The sequence below is a fragment of the Mumia sp. zg.B17 genome, assembly GCF_019550915.1.
Lineage (GTDB): Bacteria > Actinomycetota > Actinomycetes > Propionibacteriales > Nocardioidaceae > Mumia.
Genome location: NZ_JAHWCI010000006.1, coordinates 759,920 through 779,200, shown reverse-complemented (window position 1 = coordinate 779,200; position 19,281 = coordinate 759,920). Strand labels below are relative to the sequence as shown.

At 69.5% G+C, this 19,281-nt stretch carries 16 protein-coding genes and 2 tRNA genes; 14 read left to right on the top strand and 4 right to left on the bottom strand.

The window, feature by feature from the left end:
- Nucleotides 1-73: 73 nt before the first annotated feature.
- Nucleotides 74-2,938 carry an FAD/NAD(P)-binding protein gene (locus tag KV097_RS12220; protein WP_220365998.1) on the bottom strand — a complete coding sequence of 955 codons (2,865 nt, stop codon included), beginning with the start codon at nucleotides 2,936-2,938 and terminating at the stop codon, nucleotides 74-76.
- A gap of 160 nt (nucleotides 2,939-3,098) precedes the next feature.
- Between KV097_RS12220 and KV097_RS12215 the strand changes: the two genes are divergently transcribed.
- Both KV097_RS12215 and KV097_RS12210 read left to right on the top strand, forming a co-directional pair.
- The gene (locus KV097_RS12215; protein WP_220365997.1) at nucleotides 3,099-4,415 is read left to right on the top strand and encodes a chloride channel protein; all 1,317 of its coding nucleotides are present in this window, start codon (nucleotides 3,099-3,101) and stop codon (nucleotides 4,413-4,415) included.
- Between the two features lie 15 nt (nucleotides 4,416-4,430).
- A tRNA-Met gene (locus KV097_RS12210) sits at nucleotides 4,431-4,504 on the top strand.
- Nucleotides 4,505-4,625: 121 nt separating this feature from the next.
- Here KV097_RS12210 and KV097_RS12205 read toward each other — a convergent pair.
- Nucleotides 4,626-5,144, bottom strand: a complete 519-nt coding sequence (locus KV097_RS12205; protein ID WP_220365996.1) for a hypothetical protein — start codon at nucleotides 5,142-5,144, stop codon at nucleotides 4,626-4,628.
- 85 nt (nucleotides 5,145-5,229) lie between these two features.
- On the opposite strand from KV097_RS12205, the gene KV097_RS12200 reads away from it, so the two are divergent.
- From KV097_RS12200 to KV097_RS12175, 6 genes are all read left to right on the top strand, one after another.
- Entirely contained in the window at nucleotides 5,230-5,463 is a 234-nt protein-coding gene (locus KV097_RS12200; protein ID WP_220365995.1) for a hypothetical protein, read from the top strand.
- A 51-nt stretch (nucleotides 5,464-5,514) separates the two neighbouring features.
- Nucleotides 5,515-5,591 (top strand) — tRNA-Met (locus KV097_RS12195).
- Between the two features lie 114 nt (nucleotides 5,592-5,705).
- The gene (locus KV097_RS12190) at nucleotides 5,706-7,118 is read left to right on the top strand and encodes a 3' terminal RNA ribose 2'-O-methyltransferase Hen1 (RefSeq protein ID WP_220365994.1); all 1,413 of its coding nucleotides are present in this window, start codon (nucleotides 5,706-5,708) and stop codon (nucleotides 7,116-7,118) included.
- On the top strand, nucleotides 7,111-9,633 hold the full coding sequence (locus tag KV097_RS12185) for a polynucleotide kinase-phosphatase (RefSeq protein WP_220365993.1): 2,523 nt from the start codon (nucleotides 7,111-7,113) through the stop codon (nucleotides 9,631-9,633). Before KV097_RS12190 ends, KV097_RS12185 begins: the two co-directional genes overlap by 8 nt.
- Before the next feature lie 358 nt (nucleotides 9,634-9,991).
- Nucleotides 9,992-11,506: an alkaline phosphatase gene (locus KV097_RS12180; RefSeq protein WP_220365992.1), complete on the top strand. Its 1,515-nt coding sequence runs from the start codon at nucleotides 9,992-9,994 to the stop codon at nucleotides 11,504-11,506.
- Between the two features lie 324 nt (nucleotides 11,507-11,830).
- A complete protein-coding gene (locus tag KV097_RS12175; protein WP_220365991.1) occupies nucleotides 11,831-12,601 on the top strand; it encodes a class I SAM-dependent methyltransferase in 771 nt (256 codons plus the stop codon).
- Here KV097_RS12175 and KV097_RS12170 read toward each other — a convergent pair.
- Nucleotides 12,551-13,045, bottom strand: coding sequence for an SRPBCC family protein (locus KV097_RS12170; RefSeq protein WP_220365990.1), 495 nt, complete (start codon nucleotides 13,043-13,045; stop codon nucleotides 12,551-12,553). The two genes, KV097_RS12175 and KV097_RS12170, sit on opposite strands and share 51 nt — an antisense overlap.
- Before the next feature lie 125 nt (nucleotides 13,046-13,170).
- On the opposite strand from KV097_RS12170, the gene KV097_RS12165 reads away from it, so the two are divergent.
- The 4 genes from KV097_RS12165 to KV097_RS12150 all read left to right on the top strand — a co-directional run bounded on the left by KV097_RS12165 (nucleotide 13,171) and on the right by KV097_RS12150 (nucleotide 17,017).
- The gene (locus tag KV097_RS12165) at nucleotides 13,171-13,644 is read left to right on the top strand and encodes a MarR family winged helix-turn-helix transcriptional regulator (RefSeq protein ID WP_220365989.1); all 474 of its coding nucleotides are present in this window, start codon (nucleotides 13,171-13,173) and stop codon (nucleotides 13,642-13,644) included.
- Between the two features lie 35 nt (nucleotides 13,645-13,679).
- Nucleotides 13,680-14,342, top strand: a complete 663-nt coding sequence (locus KV097_RS12160; RefSeq protein WP_220343972.1) for a TetR/AcrR family transcriptional regulator — start codon at nucleotides 13,680-13,682, stop codon at nucleotides 14,340-14,342.
- An 81-nt stretch (nucleotides 14,343-14,423) separates the two neighbouring features.
- On the top strand, nucleotides 14,424-16,121 hold the full coding sequence (locus tag KV097_RS12155; RefSeq protein WP_220365988.1) for an NAD(P)/FAD-dependent oxidoreductase: 1,698 nt from the start codon (nucleotides 14,424-14,426) through the stop codon (nucleotides 16,119-16,121).
- Nucleotides 16,122-16,186: 65 nt separating this feature from the next.
- Nucleotides 16,187-17,017, top strand: a complete 831-nt coding sequence (locus KV097_RS12150; RefSeq protein WP_220346436.1) for a DMT family transporter — start codon at nucleotides 16,187-16,189, stop codon at nucleotides 17,015-17,017.
- A 4-nt stretch (nucleotides 17,018-17,021) separates the two neighbouring features.
- Here the strand turns inward: KV097_RS12150 and KV097_RS12145 are convergent, their stop codons facing one another.
- Nucleotides 17,022-17,795, bottom strand: a complete 774-nt coding sequence (locus KV097_RS12145) for an SDR family oxidoreductase (RefSeq protein WP_220346437.1) — start codon at nucleotides 17,793-17,795, stop codon at nucleotides 17,022-17,024.
- A 94-nt stretch (nucleotides 17,796-17,889) separates the two neighbouring features.
- Between KV097_RS12145 and KV097_RS12140 the strand changes: the two genes are divergently transcribed.
- The gene (locus tag KV097_RS12140; protein ID WP_220365987.1) at nucleotides 17,890-18,153 is read left to right on the top strand and encodes a hypothetical protein; all 264 of its coding nucleotides are present in this window, start codon (nucleotides 17,890-17,892) and stop codon (nucleotides 18,151-18,153) included.
- Between the two features lie 146 nt (nucleotides 18,154-18,299).
- Nucleotides 18,300-19,256, top strand: coding sequence for an alpha/beta fold hydrolase (locus tag KV097_RS12135; protein WP_220346438.1), 957 nt, complete (start codon nucleotides 18,300-18,302; stop codon nucleotides 19,254-19,256).
- Nucleotides 19,257-19,281: the final 25 nt, after the last annotated feature.

The window sequence follows — 19,281 nt, the reverse complement described above, 5'->3', positions numbered from 1 at the left end:
AGCCCCCCCCCGCCGACCCCCCCCGCGCGGGGCCGGCCCCCCCCGCGGGGGGGTCGCGCCCCGCTTCTTCGTGTCAGCCGGCGACGGTCGTGCGGAGGACCAGCGATTCGCGACGCCGGGCGTCGAGAGGGGACTCGCGGCGGTCGAGCCGGGCGTCGAGCACGGCACCCGCTCGCTCGGCATGACCCGCGTTGACGAGGCAGAACAGCAGCGTCTCCTCGACGACCTCGCGCTGTGCCGCCGATCCGCCGACCTGCGCAAGCACCGGCAGCGTGTCCTCCAGCAGTGTCACGGCATCGTCCCAGCGCTCCTCACCCGCGCGGAGGAGCGCGTCGCACACCGTCGCCACGACGGTCCTGATGGTCACGTCGCGCGAGCCGCGGCAGTGCCGGGCGAGCGCCGCGAGCCGGGCGGTGTCACCGGAGGTGGCGAGCGCGATGGCGGAGTGGAGGGCCACGAACGGTGTTTCCGGAGCGTCGACCAGCACCGGCCCGGCGGCGTCGATCACCGGCGCGACCGGCGGCGGAGCGGTCTCGCCGACGAAGGCAGTCCTCGTTGCCCCCGGGACGCCGTGGGCGACCGCAGCGTCCCAGCCGGACGTGGTCAGCTGCCAGCGCCACAGGAGTGAGGCGGAGTCCACGAGAGCACGAACTCCGGTGACGGTCGGTGGAGCGAGCTGCGAGTAGTAGCGGCGGCGTACGGCCTCGGTGTCGCCGATCGCGAGCTCGTGCAGGGCCGCGTGCCAGGAGAAGTGCGCACGGTGGCTTGCGGACCGACCGCTCTCGTTGACCCAGTGGTCGAGCCAGACCCGACCGGCCTCGTGCTGCCCGGTCTCGTACATGACGTGGGTCTGGGCGTGCACGGCGTGGCCCGAGGAAGGCTCGCACGAGAGCGCGCTCTCGGCCAGCAGCCCTGCCTCCTCGAACCGGCTCTGGTCCTGACGGGTGAAGGCGAGCAACGAGATGTACCACCAGTGGTCGCCGTAGGCAGGGGCCAGTCCCTCGACCAGGTCCCACGCTTCCTGCTGCACGTCGGTGACGCCGGAGAACGCGATCGTCGGCACCGCGGCGGAGACGGCGAGGATGTCTCGGGGGTGCGCCGCGATGTGGTTCATCAGCGCCCGGGCGCCCTTGTTGCGGACGTCCTTGACCCGCTGTCCGACGACGTCGACGAGGCTGCGCTCGCGCTCGTCGCCCCGCTGGCGCACGGCCTCGCGCGCTGCGTCCAGCGACGCCTGCACGTCCGCGTCGGCTCCCGCCTCATGGCCTAGTAGGGCAAGGGTCGCGTGCCCCAGCGCGAAGCCGGGGTCGAGCGCGACCGCTTCGCGGAGCGGGGCGTCCGCGTCGTCCTGGAGGCGCATGAGGCGCTCGAGGCCCGCGTTGTACGCCGTCGCGGCCTCGGCCGTCGTCGAGATCGGCAGTCCGAGCGGGTCGCGCGGGCGAGCGGCGGGGTGATGGCCGCTCACGACACGACCGTCGGCAAGACGTCGGGGGAGCGGGGCGATCGCGTCGAGGACGCCGGTGGCGACGGCGAGGGCCTGGCTCCGGATCTCAGGCACAGCCGTCGACTCCCAGAGCTCGCCCCGCCGCAGTGCGCCGAGGGTCCACACCGGTGCGTCGGCACGACCCTCGGAGTCGATCAAGCGGCCCCCGTCGGTGCGGAATCCCATGCCCGCGGTCGACACGACCGCGCTCGATGCGCCACCGCGAGGGCGGAGGAGGTCGTCGAGGAAGGGGTCGCCGAGCAGCCGGACGTCGCCCTGCGGGCCCGTACAGTTCACGACCCAGCCGACGTCGTGCGTCGTCTCCACCGTGTCGCGCTCGTCGCTGGAGCGATCCGCGACCGTCACGCGCAGACCGCCGCGTGGGAGCGGCTCGGCGTCCACGACCGACCCGGGTGACAGAACGAGGCGGCCCGCCTCGCGCATGCCCTCCACGAGCGTGGCACTTGAGGGCGGCATCCGGTGGCGCAGGACATTCCAGGCACCGGCGTCCGAGGCCAGGAACTCGGCGCGGTCCTCGTCGTTCAGCCGTCCCCAGAGCGTGGAGATCCGGAACCGGAGCCCGTCGACGCCGGGGCGCCAGTCGCCTCCGTCGCGCTCGACCGCCTGAAGGTGCTGGACGACGTGCTCGCGGATCTCGGCGAGGGAGCTGCCCCAGTCGGAGACGTCGGGGATCGCGGCGAGCTTGAGCCCGGTGACGTGCGCACGAGGAAGGCGTGCGTTGCGTGAGATCGCGCGCACGACACGGTCCGGCCGGTTGCTCGCGTCGGTGAGGGACAGGGTCACGTCGACCATCGTGAGTCCGGTCCCGACCAGCAGGACGTCGCCGGGACCCGAGCGGTCGCGGCGTACGGGGTCGAGCGCGCCGGGGGCCCACGGGTCGGGGACGAAGAAGGCCGAGTCGCGCAGTGCCTCCGGCGCCCACGCGTGCCCAGCGGCGGGGAGTCCCGTCGCCACGACGGCGGCGTCCGCAGCCACGTCTCGGCCGTCGCTCGTGGCGACGACGACCCCGGACCCGGTACGGCGCAGGCCGACGGCGCGCGAGCGGACGTGCCGCACCGCGGCGAACTCCCCGGGCGGGCCTTGAAGGGTCTCCGTCAAGGTCTCGTCGAGATAGCGGGCGTACTCGCGACGGCGTGCGAAGGTCGCCGGGTCGCTGCCGTTCTCGGGGTCCTCGTGGGTGCGCCACGCGACGAAGTGCGCGGGGTCCTCGGGGAGCGCGCTCATGCCGGCGGCGGGGACGTTGAGGAGGTGCTGGTCGTCGAGCGTGCCGAAGGAAGGGCCTCGACCCCACCGGTCGGCGGGGTCGAGGAGGATCACGTCCACGCCGGTCGAGCGGCGTCCCGCTGTACGGACGAGGTGCAGCGCGACGAGCGTGCCGGCGGCACCGGCACCGACGATCGCGACGGTCGGGCGGGTGCGGGGCGTGGTCGTCACGGTGTCTCCTCGTCGAGTGCGGCGCTGACTCGGGTAAGTGTAGTGACCAAGTTGGATTCGACGGTGCGCCACCCGCTGGTGCCGGTCGCCGTCGCCGCATTCCGGTCGCCGCTCGCTCCTTCGGGCGATACGTTGCGGCCGACGCACGAGAGGCGGGGCGATGGCCGACACGAGCGGTGAGCTGCACCTCGCCCCGCTCGCGCGGTCGCGGGAGTTCTGGGTGCTGATCCGGGACGCGGTCGTGTTCGGAGTGGTGATGGCCTTCGCCGGCCTCGCCTTCCTCTTCGTGGTCGAGACTGGAGACTTCTGGGGCGATCCGACGTCGCAGGGCTGGTGGGGTGGTCACTGGTGGTGGATCGCGGTCACCGTCGGGACGGGTCTCGTCGTCGGTCTGCTCCGTCACGTCCTGCGGATGCCCGAACACCAGCCCGGTCTGACCGACGAGCTGGAGAAGGAGCACGTCGAGCCTGCCAGCGTTCTCGGGACGGTCGCCGTGTCGTCGGTGTCCCTCGTCGGCGGTGCGAGCCTGGGCCCGGAGGCGGCGCTCGGGTCGATGGGCGGAGGACTGGGCACCTGGGTCGGCCGACGGCGTACCGACGAGGACATGCAGAAGGCGACGACGCTCACCGGCATCTCGGCCGCGTACGGCGGGCTGCTCGCGGTGCCGATGGTGGCGACGCTGCTCGTGCTGGAGCTCGCCAAGCCGCACCGTCGCCGCTTCACCCATGCTGTGTTCGGGTCGCTGGCGTCGGCGACGGTGTGCTTCGCGGTGTTCTACCCGATCGCGGGGACGACGTTCCTCGGCCTCTACGACGTCCCGTCCTACGCCTACAAGGACTGGCACCTCCTGGCGGCCGTGGGTCTCGGCCTGGCCGCTGCGCTCGGCGCCCTGGTGCTGGCGGTCCTCACAGGGATCGTCCGTCGGCTTGCCGCCCGTCTGGAAGGGAAGACCGTCCTGCGCCCGGTGGCGGGCGGGCTGGCGTTCGGCCTCATCGCCGTCGCGCTTCCGCTGACGCTGTTCACCGGGAGCCACCAGCTCCACACGGTGGCCGAGTCCGGGTCGGCGCTCGGAGCCGGCTTCCTCCTCGTCATCGTGCTGGCCAAGATGGTGGCCTTCTCCGTCTGTATGGAGACGGGATTCATCGGGGGCCCGTTCTTCCCGATGCTGTTCCTCGGAGGGACGTACGGGTACGCGATCCACCTGATCGTGCCGGACGTCCCGCTCGCCCTCACGTTCAGCTGCGTCTTCGCCGCGCTGCCCGGTGCCATCGTCGCCGCGCCGTTCACTCTGGTGCTACTGGCGGCGCTCATGATGGACCTGGGAGCGCTGCAGACGGTGCCGGTCGCGGTCGCGGTGCTCACCTCGTACATCGCGGTCACGGGCTCCGGCGTGCTCGCCGCGATGGTGCAGGCCCGGGCATCCCGGCACGCAGCCGCGAGGCAGCCTGGGTTTGGGTCTGGGGGAGAGGTCCGGTAATGTTCTGTGTGCCGACGCGGGGTGGAGCAGCTCGGTAGCTCGCTGGGCTCATAACCCAGAGGTCGCAGGTTCAAATCCTGCCCCCGCTACAAGAGATTGAGCAGGTCAGAGGCGGTTCCAGACAGATCTGGGACCGCCTCTGATGTATGCCACACGGGCGTGGTGGATGTGAAGCGCTCCTCGCGGCTCGGCTCTAGCTCTCGTCCCAGGTCACCGTCGAATCGAGAGCGATCGTGATGAGCTCGCCGCCACGAAGGTCAGCCGTGTCTGCCGGAAGTGCTCATGTGGGCTCCAGATCGCCAGGTTGATGTAGTCGCGGGTGTTGTCGAACGCGAGATCCGGCCACGCCCTGATCACGTCGGCGAACCTGGCGTCCTTGGGGTTGCCGTCGGCGTCCCAGGGAAATTCCATCACGTGCAGGATCCCGAGCATCCCCGTGTTTGCGAAGATGAGAGAGAGGCCCTTCGCGACCTCTGGGGGGAGCAGTGCTCGGGTCTCGTCGGTCAACGGAGTCTTGGTCGCGATCGCGGTGATGCCGGTGTCGCGGATCGTTGCTTCAGGCAGGAACTGCGCCCGGACGGCCGAGCGGGTGCCGTCGGCGCCCACCAACAGGTCGGCCATTGCCGAGGTTCCGTCGCGGAAGAAGGCCGTCACTGTCCCGTCGGAGCGTGCCTCGTAGTGCGTGAACACTTTGCCGAACTCCACCGCATCGATGCCGCTGAAGAGCACCTGTCGCAGGGTGGCCCTCGAGACGGACCGTTCGGAAGCGATCGCTTCGGGACCCATGCTTGATCGCCTCGACAGACTCGGGTTCATGGACAGGTCCGCCGATCCCACCGACCGCAGGAGAAGCGTCATCTCGATCACGCCGGGAGGATTGGCGCGCTGTCGTGAGCTCATGGAGCCCTTGGTCCGCGAGGGCGACGAGCTGCTCCGGCGCCGGTTCACGAGCGACGAACTTGCCGTGGTGACCCGCTTCCTCACTGAGACCACCGAGCTTCAGCGCGCTCACGTCGCCCGGCTCAAAGCAGTCGCAGCACCTGACTGACGGGGGCGGATGCGAGGTCGGGTGGGGTGTCCGATAGGCTCGTGTCACCGACGCGGGGTGGAGCAGCTCGGTAGCTCGCTGGGCTCATAACCCAGAGGTCACAGGTTCAAATCCTGTCCCCGCTACCAGATCAGGCCCGGGATTCAGTGCGAATCCCGGGCCTGAACGCATTCTGCCGAGCGGCTGCCTTCGAATCCGTCCGTTCGTCGGACCGCGGTGGACCGCTACGCCAGACTTGCCGGGTGCTTCTGACCGTCACGACCACCCATCAGCCTGCGACCGACCTCGGCTACCTGCTCCACAAGCATCCCGACCGTGTGCAGTCGTTCTCGCAGTCTTTCGGCACCGTGACGGTCTTCTACCCCGAGTCCACCGACGAGCGCTGCACGGCCGCGCTGATGCTCGACGTCGATCCGGTCCGGCTGGCCCGCTCCCGCGGCAAGAACACGCCGGACTTCAGCCTGGCTCAGTACGTCAACGACCGCTCGTACGCAGCGTCGTCGCTTCTCGGCGTGGCGATGGCCGACGTGTTCAGCACCGCCCGCAGCGGGCGTTGCCGCTCCCGGCAGGACCTTGCCGACTCGGCGATCCCGCTCGAGATCGCCATCCCGGTGCTGCCGTGCCGGGGTGGAGCGGAGGTCGCGCACCGGCTGTTCGGACCGCTGGGCTGGACGGTTGAGGCCGAGCCGATCCCGCTCGACGACGCGTTCCCCGAGTGGGGCGACTCCCGCTACGTCCGTCTTCGGCTCACCGGCGTCGTCCGGCTCGCCGACGCGCTCAACCAGCTCTACGTGCTGCTCCCCGTGCTCGACGAGTCCAAGCACTACTGGCAGGGACCTGACGAGATCGACAAGCTGATGCGTTCGGGTGAGGGGTGGCTCGCCACCCACCCCGAGGCCGACCTGATCACCCGCCGATATCTCGGCCGTCAAGGCGCCCTGACCCGCGTCGCCCTTGCGCGGCTGGCAGAGCTCGGCGACGACGTGGAGGGCGCCATCGCGCCGGCCAAGGACGAGGACGTGCTCCAGCCTGCCGAAAGACGCGTCCCGCTCAACGCCCAGCGTCACGAGGCCGTGCAGCAGCTCCTTCTCGAGCTGCGCGCGCGGTCTGTGATCGACCTGGGCTGCGGTGCGGGCCAGCTCCTCGATCGCCTGGTCACGACGCCGTCCTTCACGCGCATCGCCGGCTCCGACGTGTCCACCCGTTCACTTCAGCACGCCGCCCGCCGTCTCCACGTCGACCGGATGAGTGAGCGACAGGCCGAGCGCGTCCAGCTGTTCCAGGGAGCGCTGACGTATGAGGACGAGCGCTACTCCGGATACGACGCCGCCGTGCTCATGGAGGTCATCGAACACATCGACCCGCCACGGCTGGGAGCCCTGGAGCGTGTCGTGTTCGGGACTGCCAAGCCCGGCGCCGTCATCGTGACGACTCCCAACGCCGAGTACAACATGCGCTACGAAGGCCTCGTCGGCATGCGGCATCCGGACCACCGCTTCGAGTGGACCCGGGGCCAGTTCGCCGAGTGGTCCGACCGCGTCGCCGCGACGTATGGCTATGCCGTCGAGCGTCGCGGCATCGGTGATCTCGACGACGTCGTCGGCGCACCCACCCAGATGGCCGTCTTCACCACCAAGGAGGGGGCCAATGACTGACGCAGCAGCCGGCACGCAGCAGATCACCGTTCCCGCCATGGGACTGGTCGTCCTGGTCGGTGTCTCCGGCAGCGGCAAGTCCACGTTCGCCCGCAGGCACTTCAGGTCGACCGAGGTCATCTCCAGCGACTTCTGCCGCGGCCTGGTCGCCGACGACGAGAACGACCAGTCGGCCACCCCGGACGCCTTCGACGTCCTCCACTACATCGTCGGCGCCCGCCTGCGCCGGGGCCTGCTCACCGTCGTGGACGCCACCAACGTCCAACCGTCTGCGCGCGCCGCGCTGGTCACGCTGGCCAAGAGCCACGACGTCTTGGTCGATGCCATCGTCATCGACGTCCCTAAGTCTGTGGCGATCGAGCGCAACAAGCAGCGGCCCGACCGTGACTTCGGCGACCACGTCGTCTCGCGTCAGCACCGCGACCTCACACGGTCGTTCCGGCGACTCACCAAGGAAGGGTTCCGTCGCGTCCACGTCCTGCGCGGCATCGACGAGGTCGAGGGTGCCGAGATCGTGCGCGAGCGACCGTGGAACGACCGCACGGAGATCCACGGACCGTTCGACATCATCGGTGACGTCCACGGCTGCGCCTCGGAGCTTCACACGCTGCTCACGGAGCTCGGCTGGACCCTGACGTACGACGACGGCACGGCCGTCAGCGCGACCCACCCCGAGGGTCGTCAAGCGCTCTTCGTCGGTGACCTCGTCGACCGGGGTCCGGACACCCCCGGCGTCCTGAGGCTCGTCATGGGCATGGTCGCCGCCGGCACCGCGCTCTGCGTGTCGGGCAACCACGAGGCCAAGCTCGTCCGCGCCCTGCGAGGATCCAAGGTCACTGTCTCCCACGGCCTCGCGGAGTCGCTCGCCCAGCTCGAGAGCGAGCCAGAGGACTTCCGCAAGCAGGCGCTGGACTTCATGGACGGACTCATCAGCCACTACGTCCTCGACGACGGCAGGCTGGTCGTCGCACACGCCGGGCTCAAGGAGGCCTACCACGGTCGCTCGTCTCGCCGCGTCCGTGCGTTCGCCCTGTACGGCGACACCACCGGCGAGACCGACGAGTACGGACTCCCGGTCCGCTATCCCTGGGCCCAGGAGTACCGCGGCCAGGCGATGGTCGTCTACGGCCACACCCCGGTCCCGAAGGCCGAGTGGGTCAACAACACCATCTGCCTCGACACCGGGGTCGTCTTCGGCGGCGAGCTCACGGCGCTGCGCTACCCGGAGCGACAGATCGTCTCGGTGCCCGCTGAGAAGGAGTGGTACGAACCTGTGCGCCCCCTTCTCCCGCCCGTGGGCGACCGCGAGCCGTCAGTGCTGAATGTCGATGACGTCGCCGGCACCCGGTGGCTGCAGACCACCCACGCCGGCAAGGTGAAGATCCCCGAAGAGAACGCCGCCGCAGCGCTCGAGGTCATGAGCCGCTTCGCCGTCGACCCGCGGTGGCTGATCTACCTGCCTCCCACCATGTCGCCGGTGGCCACGTCGAAGCTCGGCGGTTACCTGGAGCACCCGGCGCAGGCCTTCGACGAGTACGCCGGCTGGGGCGTCACCCGGGTGGTGTGCGAGGAGAAGCACATGGGTTCGCGCGCCATCGCGGTCATTGCCAAGGACACCGATGCGGCAGAACGGCGGTTCGGCGTGGGTGATGGCTCCACCGGCGTGATCTACACCCGGACCGGACGCCCGTTCTTCGCCGACACCAGTGAGCTCGTCGATCACCTTCGCGACTGCGCGGCACCGCTTTTCGAGTCCCTCGACACCGACTGGCTCGCTCTTGACTGCGAGCTCTTGCCCTGGTCGGCCAAGGCCATGGATCTGATCAAGGTCCAGTACGCCTCGGTCGCCGCGGCTGCGCGCCGCGTGCTTCCCGAGGCGCGGGCGGTGCTCGAGCAGGCCGCTGCTCGTGGACTCGATGTCGTCGACCTCGTCGAGAAGGTCGACCGTCGTCGTGACAACGCCGAGGCATTCCGAGACGCGTACGCCGCGTACGTCCACCCGACCCAGGGACTGGACGGTGTCACACTCGCGCCGTTCCAGATACTCGCCGCGGAGGGCCGGGCGCTCGCGCTGACCGAGTCCCACGAGTGGCACCTCGCACAGCTCGCGAAGCTCGAAGGCGATCTGATCACGCCCACGCGCCACCGATTCGTCGACCTCGCCTCGGCCGACGAGCGGGAGGCGACCATCGACTGGTGGCTGGAACTGACCGGTGCCGGCGGAGAGGGCATGGTTGTCAAGCCCGCACACCTGACCACCGGCCGAATCCAGCCGGGCGTCAAGGTGCGCGGCCGCGAGTACCTCCGGATCATCTACGGGCCTGACTACACCGACTCGCTCGGCGTGCTCCGTGAGCGTCACCTCGGCAAGAAGCGTCAGCTCGCCCAGCGCGAGCACGGGCTCGGCCTCGAGGCGCTCACCGCGTTCGTCGATCACGAGCCGCTCTGGAGGGTGCACCAGTCGGTCTTCGCCGTCCTCGCGCTCGAGTCGGAGCCTGTCGACCCTCGGCTGTGAGCCTTCTCAACTGGCTTCGGGGGAGCCAGGCGACGGAGAAGCGACCAACCCACGGCGGCGGACGGCACGAGCGCTTGAGGGGTCGGGTTGACTCGCACATCCGCCAGCCTGTGTTCACCGGCCGGCTCCTTGGTGTTGTCCTCCGCGCTGGTTGCCTGCGCCAGATTCACAGCAAGCAACCAACGACAAGGACGGACTCATGTCTCGTAGACGTAGACGTAGAGGGCTGGTCGCCGCAGGCGTGTTGGCCCTTGCTGGACTCGCTGTTGGCGGCTCGGTGTACGCCGTGTCGCCCGGCTTCACTGATGACCGTTCGGCCGGTCTGGCCGCCGCTATCAACCCCGCGAAGCCTCGTAACGTGATCCTCCTGATTGGTGACGGCACCGATGACTCCATGATCACGGCTGCGCGCAACTACCAGCTGGGCGCGGATGGACGCTTCGCGCTCGATGACCTGCCGTTCACCGGTGCTATGACGACTCACGGCCTCAAGGTTGGCGAGGGACCGGACTACCCGATCGCGTATGTGTCGGACTCGGCTCCGACGGCGAGCGGCTGGTCGACCGGCAAAAAGACGGTCGATGGACGGCTGTCGCAGGGCCCCAGCACCGCTGCGAACATCGCGGGCAAGGACTACGAGACCGTCCTCGAGATCTACAAGAAGCAGGGCAAGCTCACCGGCAACGTCAGCACCGCTGAGCTGACCGACGCGACACCGGCGGCAGCGGCCTCACACATCAACGCGCGTGCGTGCCAGGGTCCGGCAGACATGGCGAACTGTCAGTCGGCGCTCAAGTCTGCCGGTGGCAAGGGGTCCATCGCCGAGCAGCTCGTCGACAACAAGGTGGACGTCCTGCTGGGTGGCGGCAAGAACCGTTTCGGGCAGACCCTCCCAGCAGGTGGCACCGTCCTCGACTACGCGACGGCCGCCAAGGGCTACCGTGCCGTCGACGACAAGGCTGGTCTCGACGCCATCACGTCCCTCGACGGCGGACCCGTGCTCGGGCTGTTCTCCGCTGGGAACATGACGCCGATGTACAACCCGCTCGTGGCCGCCGCTCCGCCCGGCACCGGCGGCGCTGGTCAGAAGTGCACGAACGCTGATCGTGGCAACCAGCCCGACCTGTCCACGATGACGGCCAAGGCGATCGAGCTTCTGGACAACGAGAAGGGCTTCTTCCTGCAGGCCGAGAGCGCGATGGTCGACAAGCAGGAGCACGCCTCGGACATCTGCGGCGCGATCGGTGACCTCGTCGAGCTCGACAAGGCAGTCAAGGTGGCTCTGGACTTCCAGAAGGAGAATCCCGACACGCTCATCGTCGTGACGGGTGACCACGCGCACTCCACGCAGATCGTCGGCGACGGCAACGGCGGGCGCCAGACCGCGACGCTACAGACCGCCGACGGTGATCCGATGACGGTCGCCTACTCCACGGCAGCATCAGGCTCCAACCACACCGGAAGCCAGATCCGCGTCGCGGCCTCGGGCCCCCAAGCGGCCAACGTCACCGGCACCATTGATCAGACGGACCTGTTCAAGACGCTCCTAGGTCGCAGGCCGAGCACGCTGCCCACGACTCCGGCGAAGCCGAGCAAGCCGGTCGTCGCGCTGGTGTCAGACAGGTCGATCACGGCCAAGAGGCTGCGGTCGTCGGGACTGCGCGTCTCGACGAACGTGGCGGGGGCGACGTCCGTCAGGGTGTCGCTGACCAAGAGCGGCAAGACGTTGACGTCCAAGACCCTCAACCGCACCGGACGGACCGTACGGCTGACGGTCAGTAAAAGGATCTCCGGCACGGTGAAGGTCGTCGTTGTCGCGCGGGGTCCGGGTGGGACGACCATCAAGACCACGACTGCGAGGGTCAAGCGCTGATCTCAGTGAGCAGGCGGGTGCGTCCGGTTCCCGGACGCACCCGCATTCTGCTGTTGAGCCAGGACTTCATCGGTCGCTCGGACGAACTCCTGGGTCGTGGACGGTACGGGGTCCGCGTCTGCACCGACCCCGCCGACCGGCGTCCGGCCGGACGACGCCACTCTCGAGGTCTGCCTCAGGCTCGAGGACGAGGCTGGGTGTCGAGATCCTTATCGTCGCCTCGCGTCGCAGCTCGACGTCATCGCTCGCGCGGGCCAGGGCTGGGGCCTCGCGGCGGCCCGAGGATCCTTCCCCGCGGCACGAACCAGCTGAGAGACTCGGCCGATGAGCGGTTTCGCTGACGCCGAGACAACCTGGGCGTCGCGGCTGGGCAGTCTCCGCAACGTCGTCCGTCAGAGCCTCGTGCGGACCCAGATCCACGAGCATCTCGAAGGCGTCGAGACAGTCCTCGACGTCGGGTGTGGCCAGGGCACCCAGGCCATCGAGCTCGCTGCTCGCGGACTGGAGGTCACCGGTGTCGACCCGTCTGTCGACCTGCTTGCCCTGGCGGAACACGCTGCCGAGGTCCGAGCGGTCGACGTCTCGATGCTCCGCGGCACCATCGACGACCTCGACGATCTGCTCCCTGGGCGCACCTTCGACCTGGTCTGTGCGCACGGGTTGCTGATGTACCTTCCCGACCCGGAGAAGGCGGTTCGACAGCTCGCCCAGCGCGTCGCTCCTGGGGGAGTGGTCTCCTTCACCGTGCGCAACGGTGAGGCACTCGCCTACAGACCCGCTGTCCGCGGCGACTGGGAGGCGGCCCTGCGAGCCTTCGGCGCCGACACCTACACCAACGAGCTCTGTGTGCGAGCGGCCGCCCACCGCCTCGAAGAGGCGCTGGCCTGGTGCCGAGGCGTCGGGTGCGAGGTCGAGGCCTGGTACGGGGTCCGCGTGTTCACGGACGGCGTCGACCCTGACACCCGTCCGGACGACCGCACCTTGGCGGCGTGTCTCAAGGCCGAGGAGGAGGCGGGGCGTCGTGATCCGTATCGTCGCCTCGCGTCACAGCTCCACATCATCGCCCGGGCTCGCGGGAGCCACGCGGCCGCCTAGAACGATTCCCGAGGCTGGCGTCGCATGAAGAGCCGACGCGTGACCTCCCTCGGCTCGGAGCCGGAGGCGGTCGAGCCTCAGGTCGGGGACCGCTCGCATGGTGTGACGCAGAAGCATGAACACGGGGCCGGTATGGACCATCGTGTGGGTCACTTCGCTGGTGCGCCCGAGGTCGGTGATCCGCCAGCGTCCCTCTTCCACGGCGCCTGGCGCCTCGAGGCGCCAGACGACGCCGTCTGCCTGGATGTGGGTGTAGGTCACGAAGGCGCGGCCGGGGAGCCGGGTGGCCGCTGGGTATCGCTTGCCGAGCGCCGCGATCTGGTCGTCGGTGACGATGGAGTGGACAGCGGGATTCCAGTCGGGCAGCTGGCCGATGTCGAGCAAAATCTCGAGAACGGTCTTCTGGGTGGCCCGGAGAACGCGGGTGGCGGTGTACTGCGTCATGGTCGTCCGTCGGCCTCGGCGGGTGGGAGACACGACATTACATGACATGTCATGTAATGTCAGCGGGCTACGTTGATGCGGTGCCCGGCCCCCGGCGCGCCGTGACCGAAGGAGACGCTGACCCTATGGCTTCGCCCGCCTCCACGACCGAGGAGTTGCGCTACGCACTGCTCGCCGCCCAGCGGGAGGGCAACCGCCAGCTGGCGGCAGCGCTGGCTTCGCACGACGTCACGCCATCGCAAGCCGAGATCATCCTCGTCCTCGGCTCACACGGGCCGACGACGTTGAAGGGGTTGGGCGATCTCCTCGTGTGCGAGACCGGAAGCCCGAGCCGACTGGTGGACACGTTGGTAAAGAGAGGTCTCGTCGACCGCATCGAGAACCCGATGGATCGGCGCTACGTGCTCCTCCAGCTCACTGCCGAGGGCCGGAAGCTCCGGCCGCTCATCGGTGACATCGAGGCGGAGATCGATCGCCGGCTTCGAGAAGTGCTCGGTGACGACCTGCAGCGAGCGCTCGTCAGGGGGATTGTCGCGTTCCTCGCCGACAGCAACACCGGTCGCGCGTTCAGGCGGCGGTTCGGGGCTCGTGCCGAGTGAACGGTGCGTCAGCGTCCGAGAACTAGTGTGTGTGCGTGCCCGACGACCAGAAGCCCGCTCCCGTGGTCACCGACGCCGCCGCGCGGGGATCGCGCCGTCGGGAGCGCACGCGTGCTCTGCTCCTCGACGCGGCCGAGCTGCTCATGTCGCAGCGCGCTCCGGAGGAGATCAGGATCGAGGATGTCGCCGCGCAGGCGGGCATCTCGCCCGCGTCGGTGTACGTCCACGTCGGCACGAAGGACGGCTTGCTGGCGGCCGTGGCCGAGCGGGTGCTGGCGGTGGCCACGGACGCCCTCCGCTCGGCGTACGCGGCGCAGGCGCCTCCGCTCGAACGCTTCGCGGGCGTCGGCATCGCGTACCTGAGGCTCCTCCTCGACCATCCCGCCCTGCTGAGGTACCTGACCGTCACCGGTGAACGCGGTCCGCGCACGCCGGTCGAGAACGAGGTCGTCTCGCGCTTTAGTGAGCTTCGGCAGGAGTTCGAGGGGAGCATCCGTGATGCCGTGGAGACCGGCGCGATCCGTCCGGTCGACCCCGAGCTCATGTCGTACGTGCTCTTCGGTGCCTGGAACGGCGTCGCTGCGCTGGCTCTGCGACGCGACGCGTTGACGCTGCCGCCGGAGCGCATCGAGCAGGCGGCGATCGAGGCAGGAGCCGCACTCCTCGACGGCCTCACGCACGGGTCTCCCGGCGATTGAGCTCGCCGGCCTGGCGCCGATCCCCGAGAGCGAGTTAACTAGAGTCTCACTCTAGTTAACTCGTCCGAAAGTGATCCTCTCATGACGCAGACCGCGCCGCCTCCGACATCCACACCCGAGACCGGCCCTGAGACCTGGGACGCGGTGGTGGTAGGCGCCGGACCCGGGGGACTGACCTGCGCGGCGTACCTCGCGGCCAATGGCAAGAGGGTGCTCGTGCTGGAGGCCAACCAGGTGGTCGGCGGCAGCACCCAGGTCTTCCGCCGCGCCGGCAACAAGTTCGAGTTCGACGTCGGCACCCATTACGTCGGCGAGTGCGGCCCTGGCGGTCGGATGCAGACGGCGCTCTCAGGACTCGCGCTGACCGAGCGCATCAAGTGGCTGCGTCAGCGGCCCGAGGGGCACTGCCAGATCATGATCCCCGGCACGACGTTCCAGACACCGACCGGCTGGGACACCTACCTCGAGCGCCTGATCGCGGCGTTCCCCGACGAGGAGGCCGGCCTGCGCCGGTGCGTACGGGTGATGCGGACGATCGCGGCCGGCGAGCGACCGCGCCGGCGCCCGTGGGCGCTGCTGCGCTGGGGCGTACGGCCCATCACGACGCTGATGGCGGCGTGCGGCCTCAGCGCCGACGCCCAGGCGGTCATCCTCGCGGAGAACGGCGACTACACGTGGCCCCCGCACCGGACGCCCACCGCCATGCACGCAGGCTTCCTGCACCACTACCTCCAGGCCGGTGCGTACTACCCGCGCGGCGGCGGTCAGGTGATCGGCGCCCACCTCACCGACGTCGTGCAGTCGTACGGAGGGCGGGTCCGGACCAAGGCCAGGGTCGAGCAGATCGTGATCGAGGACGGCCGGGCCGTCGGCGTACGCCTCCAGGGTGGCGAGGAGATCCGCGCCGAGGTCGTCGTCTCGGCCGCCGACTTCAAGAAGACGTGGTCTGAGCTGGTCGGCGACCAGCACCTGACCCGCAGGCTGCGGCGCAAGCTGGACGGCCTGGAGATGACGCTGCCGATGTTCGCGGTGTACGTCGCTCTCGACGTCGACCTGCGCGAGCGGGACACCCCGCCGCTCGCCTGGGTGTGGCCGAACAACGACGTCGACGGCTACTACCGCGAGGTCGCCGCGAGTCGCTGCCCCGAGCAGATGCCGGTGGGGATCAGCTGCCCGACGGCCAAGGACCCGGCGGGGACCCACTCGGCGCCTCCCGGCTACTCGACGCTCGAGCTCGTGAGCTGGGCGCCGAAGGACTACGGGTTCTGGAACGTCGAGACGGGCCCGGCGGACGGTGGCAGCTACGGCCGTGACGAGCGCTACCTCCAGCTCAAGGAGGAGCTCACGCAGCGCGTGCTCGACACCGCCGAGCTCATGATCCCCGACATCCGGGAGCGGATGGTCTTCTGTGAGGCGTCCACCCCCATCACCCAAGAGCGCTTCACCCTCACGACCGGCGGCTCCTGCTACGGCATCGCGCCGTTGCTCAAGAACCTCGGCCCGTTCCGTCCGCGGGTCACCACCCACATCCCGGGCTTGTTCCTCGCGGGCGGGAGCACGGAGCACATGTTCGGCATCAACGCCACGATCTACGGCGGGATGGGTACGGCCGGCGCCGTGCTGGGCCGCGACCTCGTCCAGGAGGTCAACGACGGCGCCGTCTTCGTGGATGAGACCCGCCTGACGGAGATCACCGACGACTTCGACCCGCTCCTCGCGTCGAAGCCCGGCTCGGCGATTCGGCGGCCGGTGCGCCGCCGTCCTCGCGCCACCGCCTGAGTCGCCGAGGACGTCGACATCTCCGGCCCTTGTCACATCGCGGCTGATGGTGTCGTCTGACGTGCGTGAGCGTCGTGATCGTGGTCCTGGTGGCAGCCCTCCTGCACGCGACCTGGAGCGCCCTGGCGAAGTCGACGTCCGATCGCGTCGCGGGCTTCGCGGCGATGTCCACCGTCTCGGTCGTCCTCGGGGCGGTGGGCGTCGCCGTCGTGCCCTCCCCGGACCCGAGCTCGTATCCGTACCTGGCGATCTCGGGCGTGCTGCACGTGGTCTACATGCTGCTGATGACCTGGAGCTATCGCGTCGGTGACTTCAACCAGGTCTATCCGCTGGCTCGGGGCACCAGTCCGCTCCTGGTCACCGTCTTCGGACTCCTCTTCCTCCACGAGGTGCCCGGTCGTGGTCAGCTCCTCGGCATCCTGCTGGTCTGCGCGGGGCTGCTCGCCCTGGTGTTCACTCGTTCGCGTCGTCCGGCGCCCGCCTGGCCGGCGGTGGCCTCCGCCGTTGCCACCGGGGTGGCCATCACCAGCTACACGGTCGTCGACGGCCTCGGGGTGAGGAGGGCCGACGCGGTCCTGGGCTACGTGTTCTGGTTGCAGCTGATCATGGGGCTCGGATTCCTGGTCGTGGCAGCGGCTGTCCGAGGGCGGCGCGTGCTGTCGTTCGACCGGACGATCTGGATCCGGGGACTGGGCGGGGGACTGATCGCCACGGCTGGCTACGGTTTGGTGCTCTGGGCACAGACCCAGGCAGATCTCGGCACGGTCGCGGCGCTGCGGGAGACCAGCATCGTCTTCGGTGCCGTGATCGGCGCCGCGCTGCTGCACGAGCCGATGGGCCGGCAGCGCGTCGTGGCCTCCGCCGTGGTGGTCGCCGGCGTCGTCCTGATCGTCTGATCTCCTACGGCTGTGACGGTGGCGCGGCGACGAGCTGCTGGCCTCCGTCGATGTCGAACGTCGCTCCGGTGAGCGCCGGGTTGGTCATGATGTGGACGGCCAGGGCGGCGACGTCCTCCGGCTCGACGACTCTCCCGGTCGGCACCGTCCGCCGCAGCTCGTCGAGCCTCTCCTCGAGTCCGTCCCCGAGGAGCCGTGCCGACAGTGGCGTGTTCACGAAGCCGGCGGCGATGAGGTTCACGCGTACGGGTGCCACCTCGACGGCGAGGCTGGCGGCGAGCGCGGGGAGGGCTGCGGTCATCGCGGACGTCACACCGATCCCGATGCTGGGATGACGGCCTCCGGTCCCGCCCATGAAGAGGAGCGCGCCACCGGGGCGTACCCTGGGTGCGCCGTACCGCGCGATGCCGGCCAGGAGCAGCGGGTGGTCCTGCAGCGCCCGTCCCGCCTCGCCGAAGTCGGTGTCCCACAGGGAGGCGTAGTACGGGTTCCCGGCCGTGACCATGACGTGGTCGACCGGCTGCTCGAGGTCGGCGAAGAACCCGCGTACGGCATCGAGGTCGTGGGCGTCGAAGGCGGCTGTCCGCCGGGCACCGACCTCCTCTGCCGCCGCCGCCAGTCGGTCGGCGTCACGGCCGACCAGGAGGACATCGGCTCCCTCGATCCGTGCTTCGCGCGCGGTCTCGAGGCCGATGCCTGCGCTCCCGCCGATCACGACGACGGTCTGATCCAGCAGCCTCCCGCGGCGGGGCGGCGGGTCCTCGGTGTGGGCCGTCATGGGGTCGACTCCTTGGCTCGCCGTTCTTGATCACACGGTCCTCCCGAATCGATGCAGCGGCAAGAGGTCGTACGGGTTTCCCTCGCGACGCGCGATGTCGATCGACCCCGCGACCGCGGCGCGCGACGCTCATCGCGCGGCAGCCCATCGACTGAAGCTCCTGAACGACCCTCACCGGCCACTGCCGACGGAGGTCTTCGACGACACCGTGAGCATCGGTGCCGGCGACCTGGCCTACGACCTCGACGACCTGGTCAGGCTCGGCGGAGCGGGCGTCTTCACCCCTCCAAAACGCCTGAGCCATGGCCGAGTCGCGCCTCGACCTCAACTCCCGCGGCCGTTCGCCGCCACCTCGTGAGGCGGTGTCTCATCGAGCCTCTCGGGCGCAAGGCCCGGTGCCGGACCAGGGTGCTCCCTGGTGCGAGCGAGGCGTCATGAAAGTCAAGGTTCAACTGCTGGCACCGCACGGTGCTGACTGTCAGAGAAGTTGAAAGGAACTCTCTCATGAACGCATTGTCGCTGTACCCGGAGTCCGCGGCGTTCGGTTCGGTCTCGCAGGCTCCCGACCTCCCGGACGGATTCACCACGACGTTCAAGAGCCAGCTGGTCGAGGCGAACGGGATCCGCCAGCACGCAGTGATCGGTGGGGCCGGACCCGCGCTCCTTCTGGTACACGGTTGGCCGGAGAACTGGTACGCGTGGCGTCACGTCATGTCGGCGCTCGCACAGCACTACACGGTGGTCGCCGTCGACCAACGCGGCATCGGCCTGACCGACAAACCCGCTGACGGATACGACTCCGCGACGCTCGCCAGCGACCTGGCTGCGTTGATGGTCCAGCTCGGCCACGACAGGTTCGCGGTCGTCGGACACGACACGGGTCTGGTGATCAGCTACGCCCTCGCCGCGGACTACCCCGACCGGGTCGAGCGGGTGGCCCTCGCCGAGGTCCCGGGGCCTCCGACGCCGGACCACTCACCGCCCCTCTTCACTCCCCGTCACCTCAACAACAAGCTCTGGCACATCGCCTTCAACCGGGCCGGTGAGATTGCCGAACAGCTCGTGGAGGGCCGCGAGGCGATCTTCTTCGGCTACGAGTTCACCATTCAGGGGGGCCAGGTCCCCGACGCTGCCATCGACTACTACGTCCAGAGCCTCTCCGTCCCCGGGGCGTTGACGGGCAGTTTCGGCTTCTACCGGTCCTGGGACGAGACCATGGCGCAGAACGGAGAACGCGGCGCCCGCAAGCTGACGATGCCCGTCCTCGGCATCGGTGGCGAGTCGAGCTGGGGAGGAGCCGTCGGCGGGGCGTTGTCGGCCATCGCCGAGAACGTCGAGACCCTGGTCGTTCCCGGCACCGGTCACTGGGTGGCCGAGGCGGCCCCCCAGGCACTGATCGCCGCGTTGACCGAGTTCCTGGCTCCGTTCGGCGCCCTCGCGGAGTCCAGGGTTGCGGGGTAGGCGTCCGTTCGGCGGGACTGACGGG

What these genes read in the sequence shown, in the direction of transcription:
- KV097_RS12215 (WP_220365997.1), top strand. Translation starts at nt 3,099, where the DNA reads ATGGCCGACACGAGCGGTGAGCTGCACCTCGCCCCGCTCGCGCGGTCG.
- KV097_RS12200 (WP_220365995.1), top strand. Translation starts at nt 5,230, where the DNA reads ATGGACAGGTCCGCCGATCCCACCGACCGCAGGAGAAGCGTCATCTCG.
- KV097_RS12185 (WP_220365993.1), top strand. Translation starts at nt 7,111, where the DNA reads ATGACTGACGCAGCAGCCGGCACGCAGCAGATCACCGTTCCCGCCATG.
- KV097_RS12175 (WP_220365991.1), top strand. Translation starts at nt 11,831, where the DNA reads ATGAGCGGTTTCGCTGACGCCGAGACAACCTGGGCGTCGCGGCTGGGC.
- KV097_RS12170 (WP_220365990.1), bottom strand. Translation starts at nt 13,045, where the DNA reads ATGACGCAGTACACCGCCACCCGCGTTCTCCGGGCCACCCAGAAGACC.
- KV097_RS12165 (WP_220365989.1), top strand. Translation starts at nt 13,171, where the DNA reads ATGGCTTCGCCCGCCTCCACGACCGAGGAGTTGCGCTACGCACTGCTC.
- KV097_RS12155 (WP_220365988.1), top strand. Translation starts at nt 14,424, where the DNA reads ATGACGCAGACCGCGCCGCCTCCGACATCCACACCCGAGACCGGCCCT.
- KV097_RS12145 (WP_220346437.1), bottom strand. Translation starts at nt 17,795, where the DNA reads ATGACGGCCCACACCGAGGACCCGCCGCCCCGCCGCGGGAGGCTGCTG.
- KV097_RS12140 (WP_220365987.1), top strand. Translation starts at nt 17,890, where the DNA reads ATGTCGATCGACCCCGCGACCGCGGCGCGCGACGCTCATCGCGCGGCA.
- KV097_RS12135 (WP_220346438.1), top strand. Translation starts at nt 18,300, where the DNA reads ATGAACGCATTGTCGCTGTACCCGGAGTCCGCGGCGTTCGGTTCGGTC.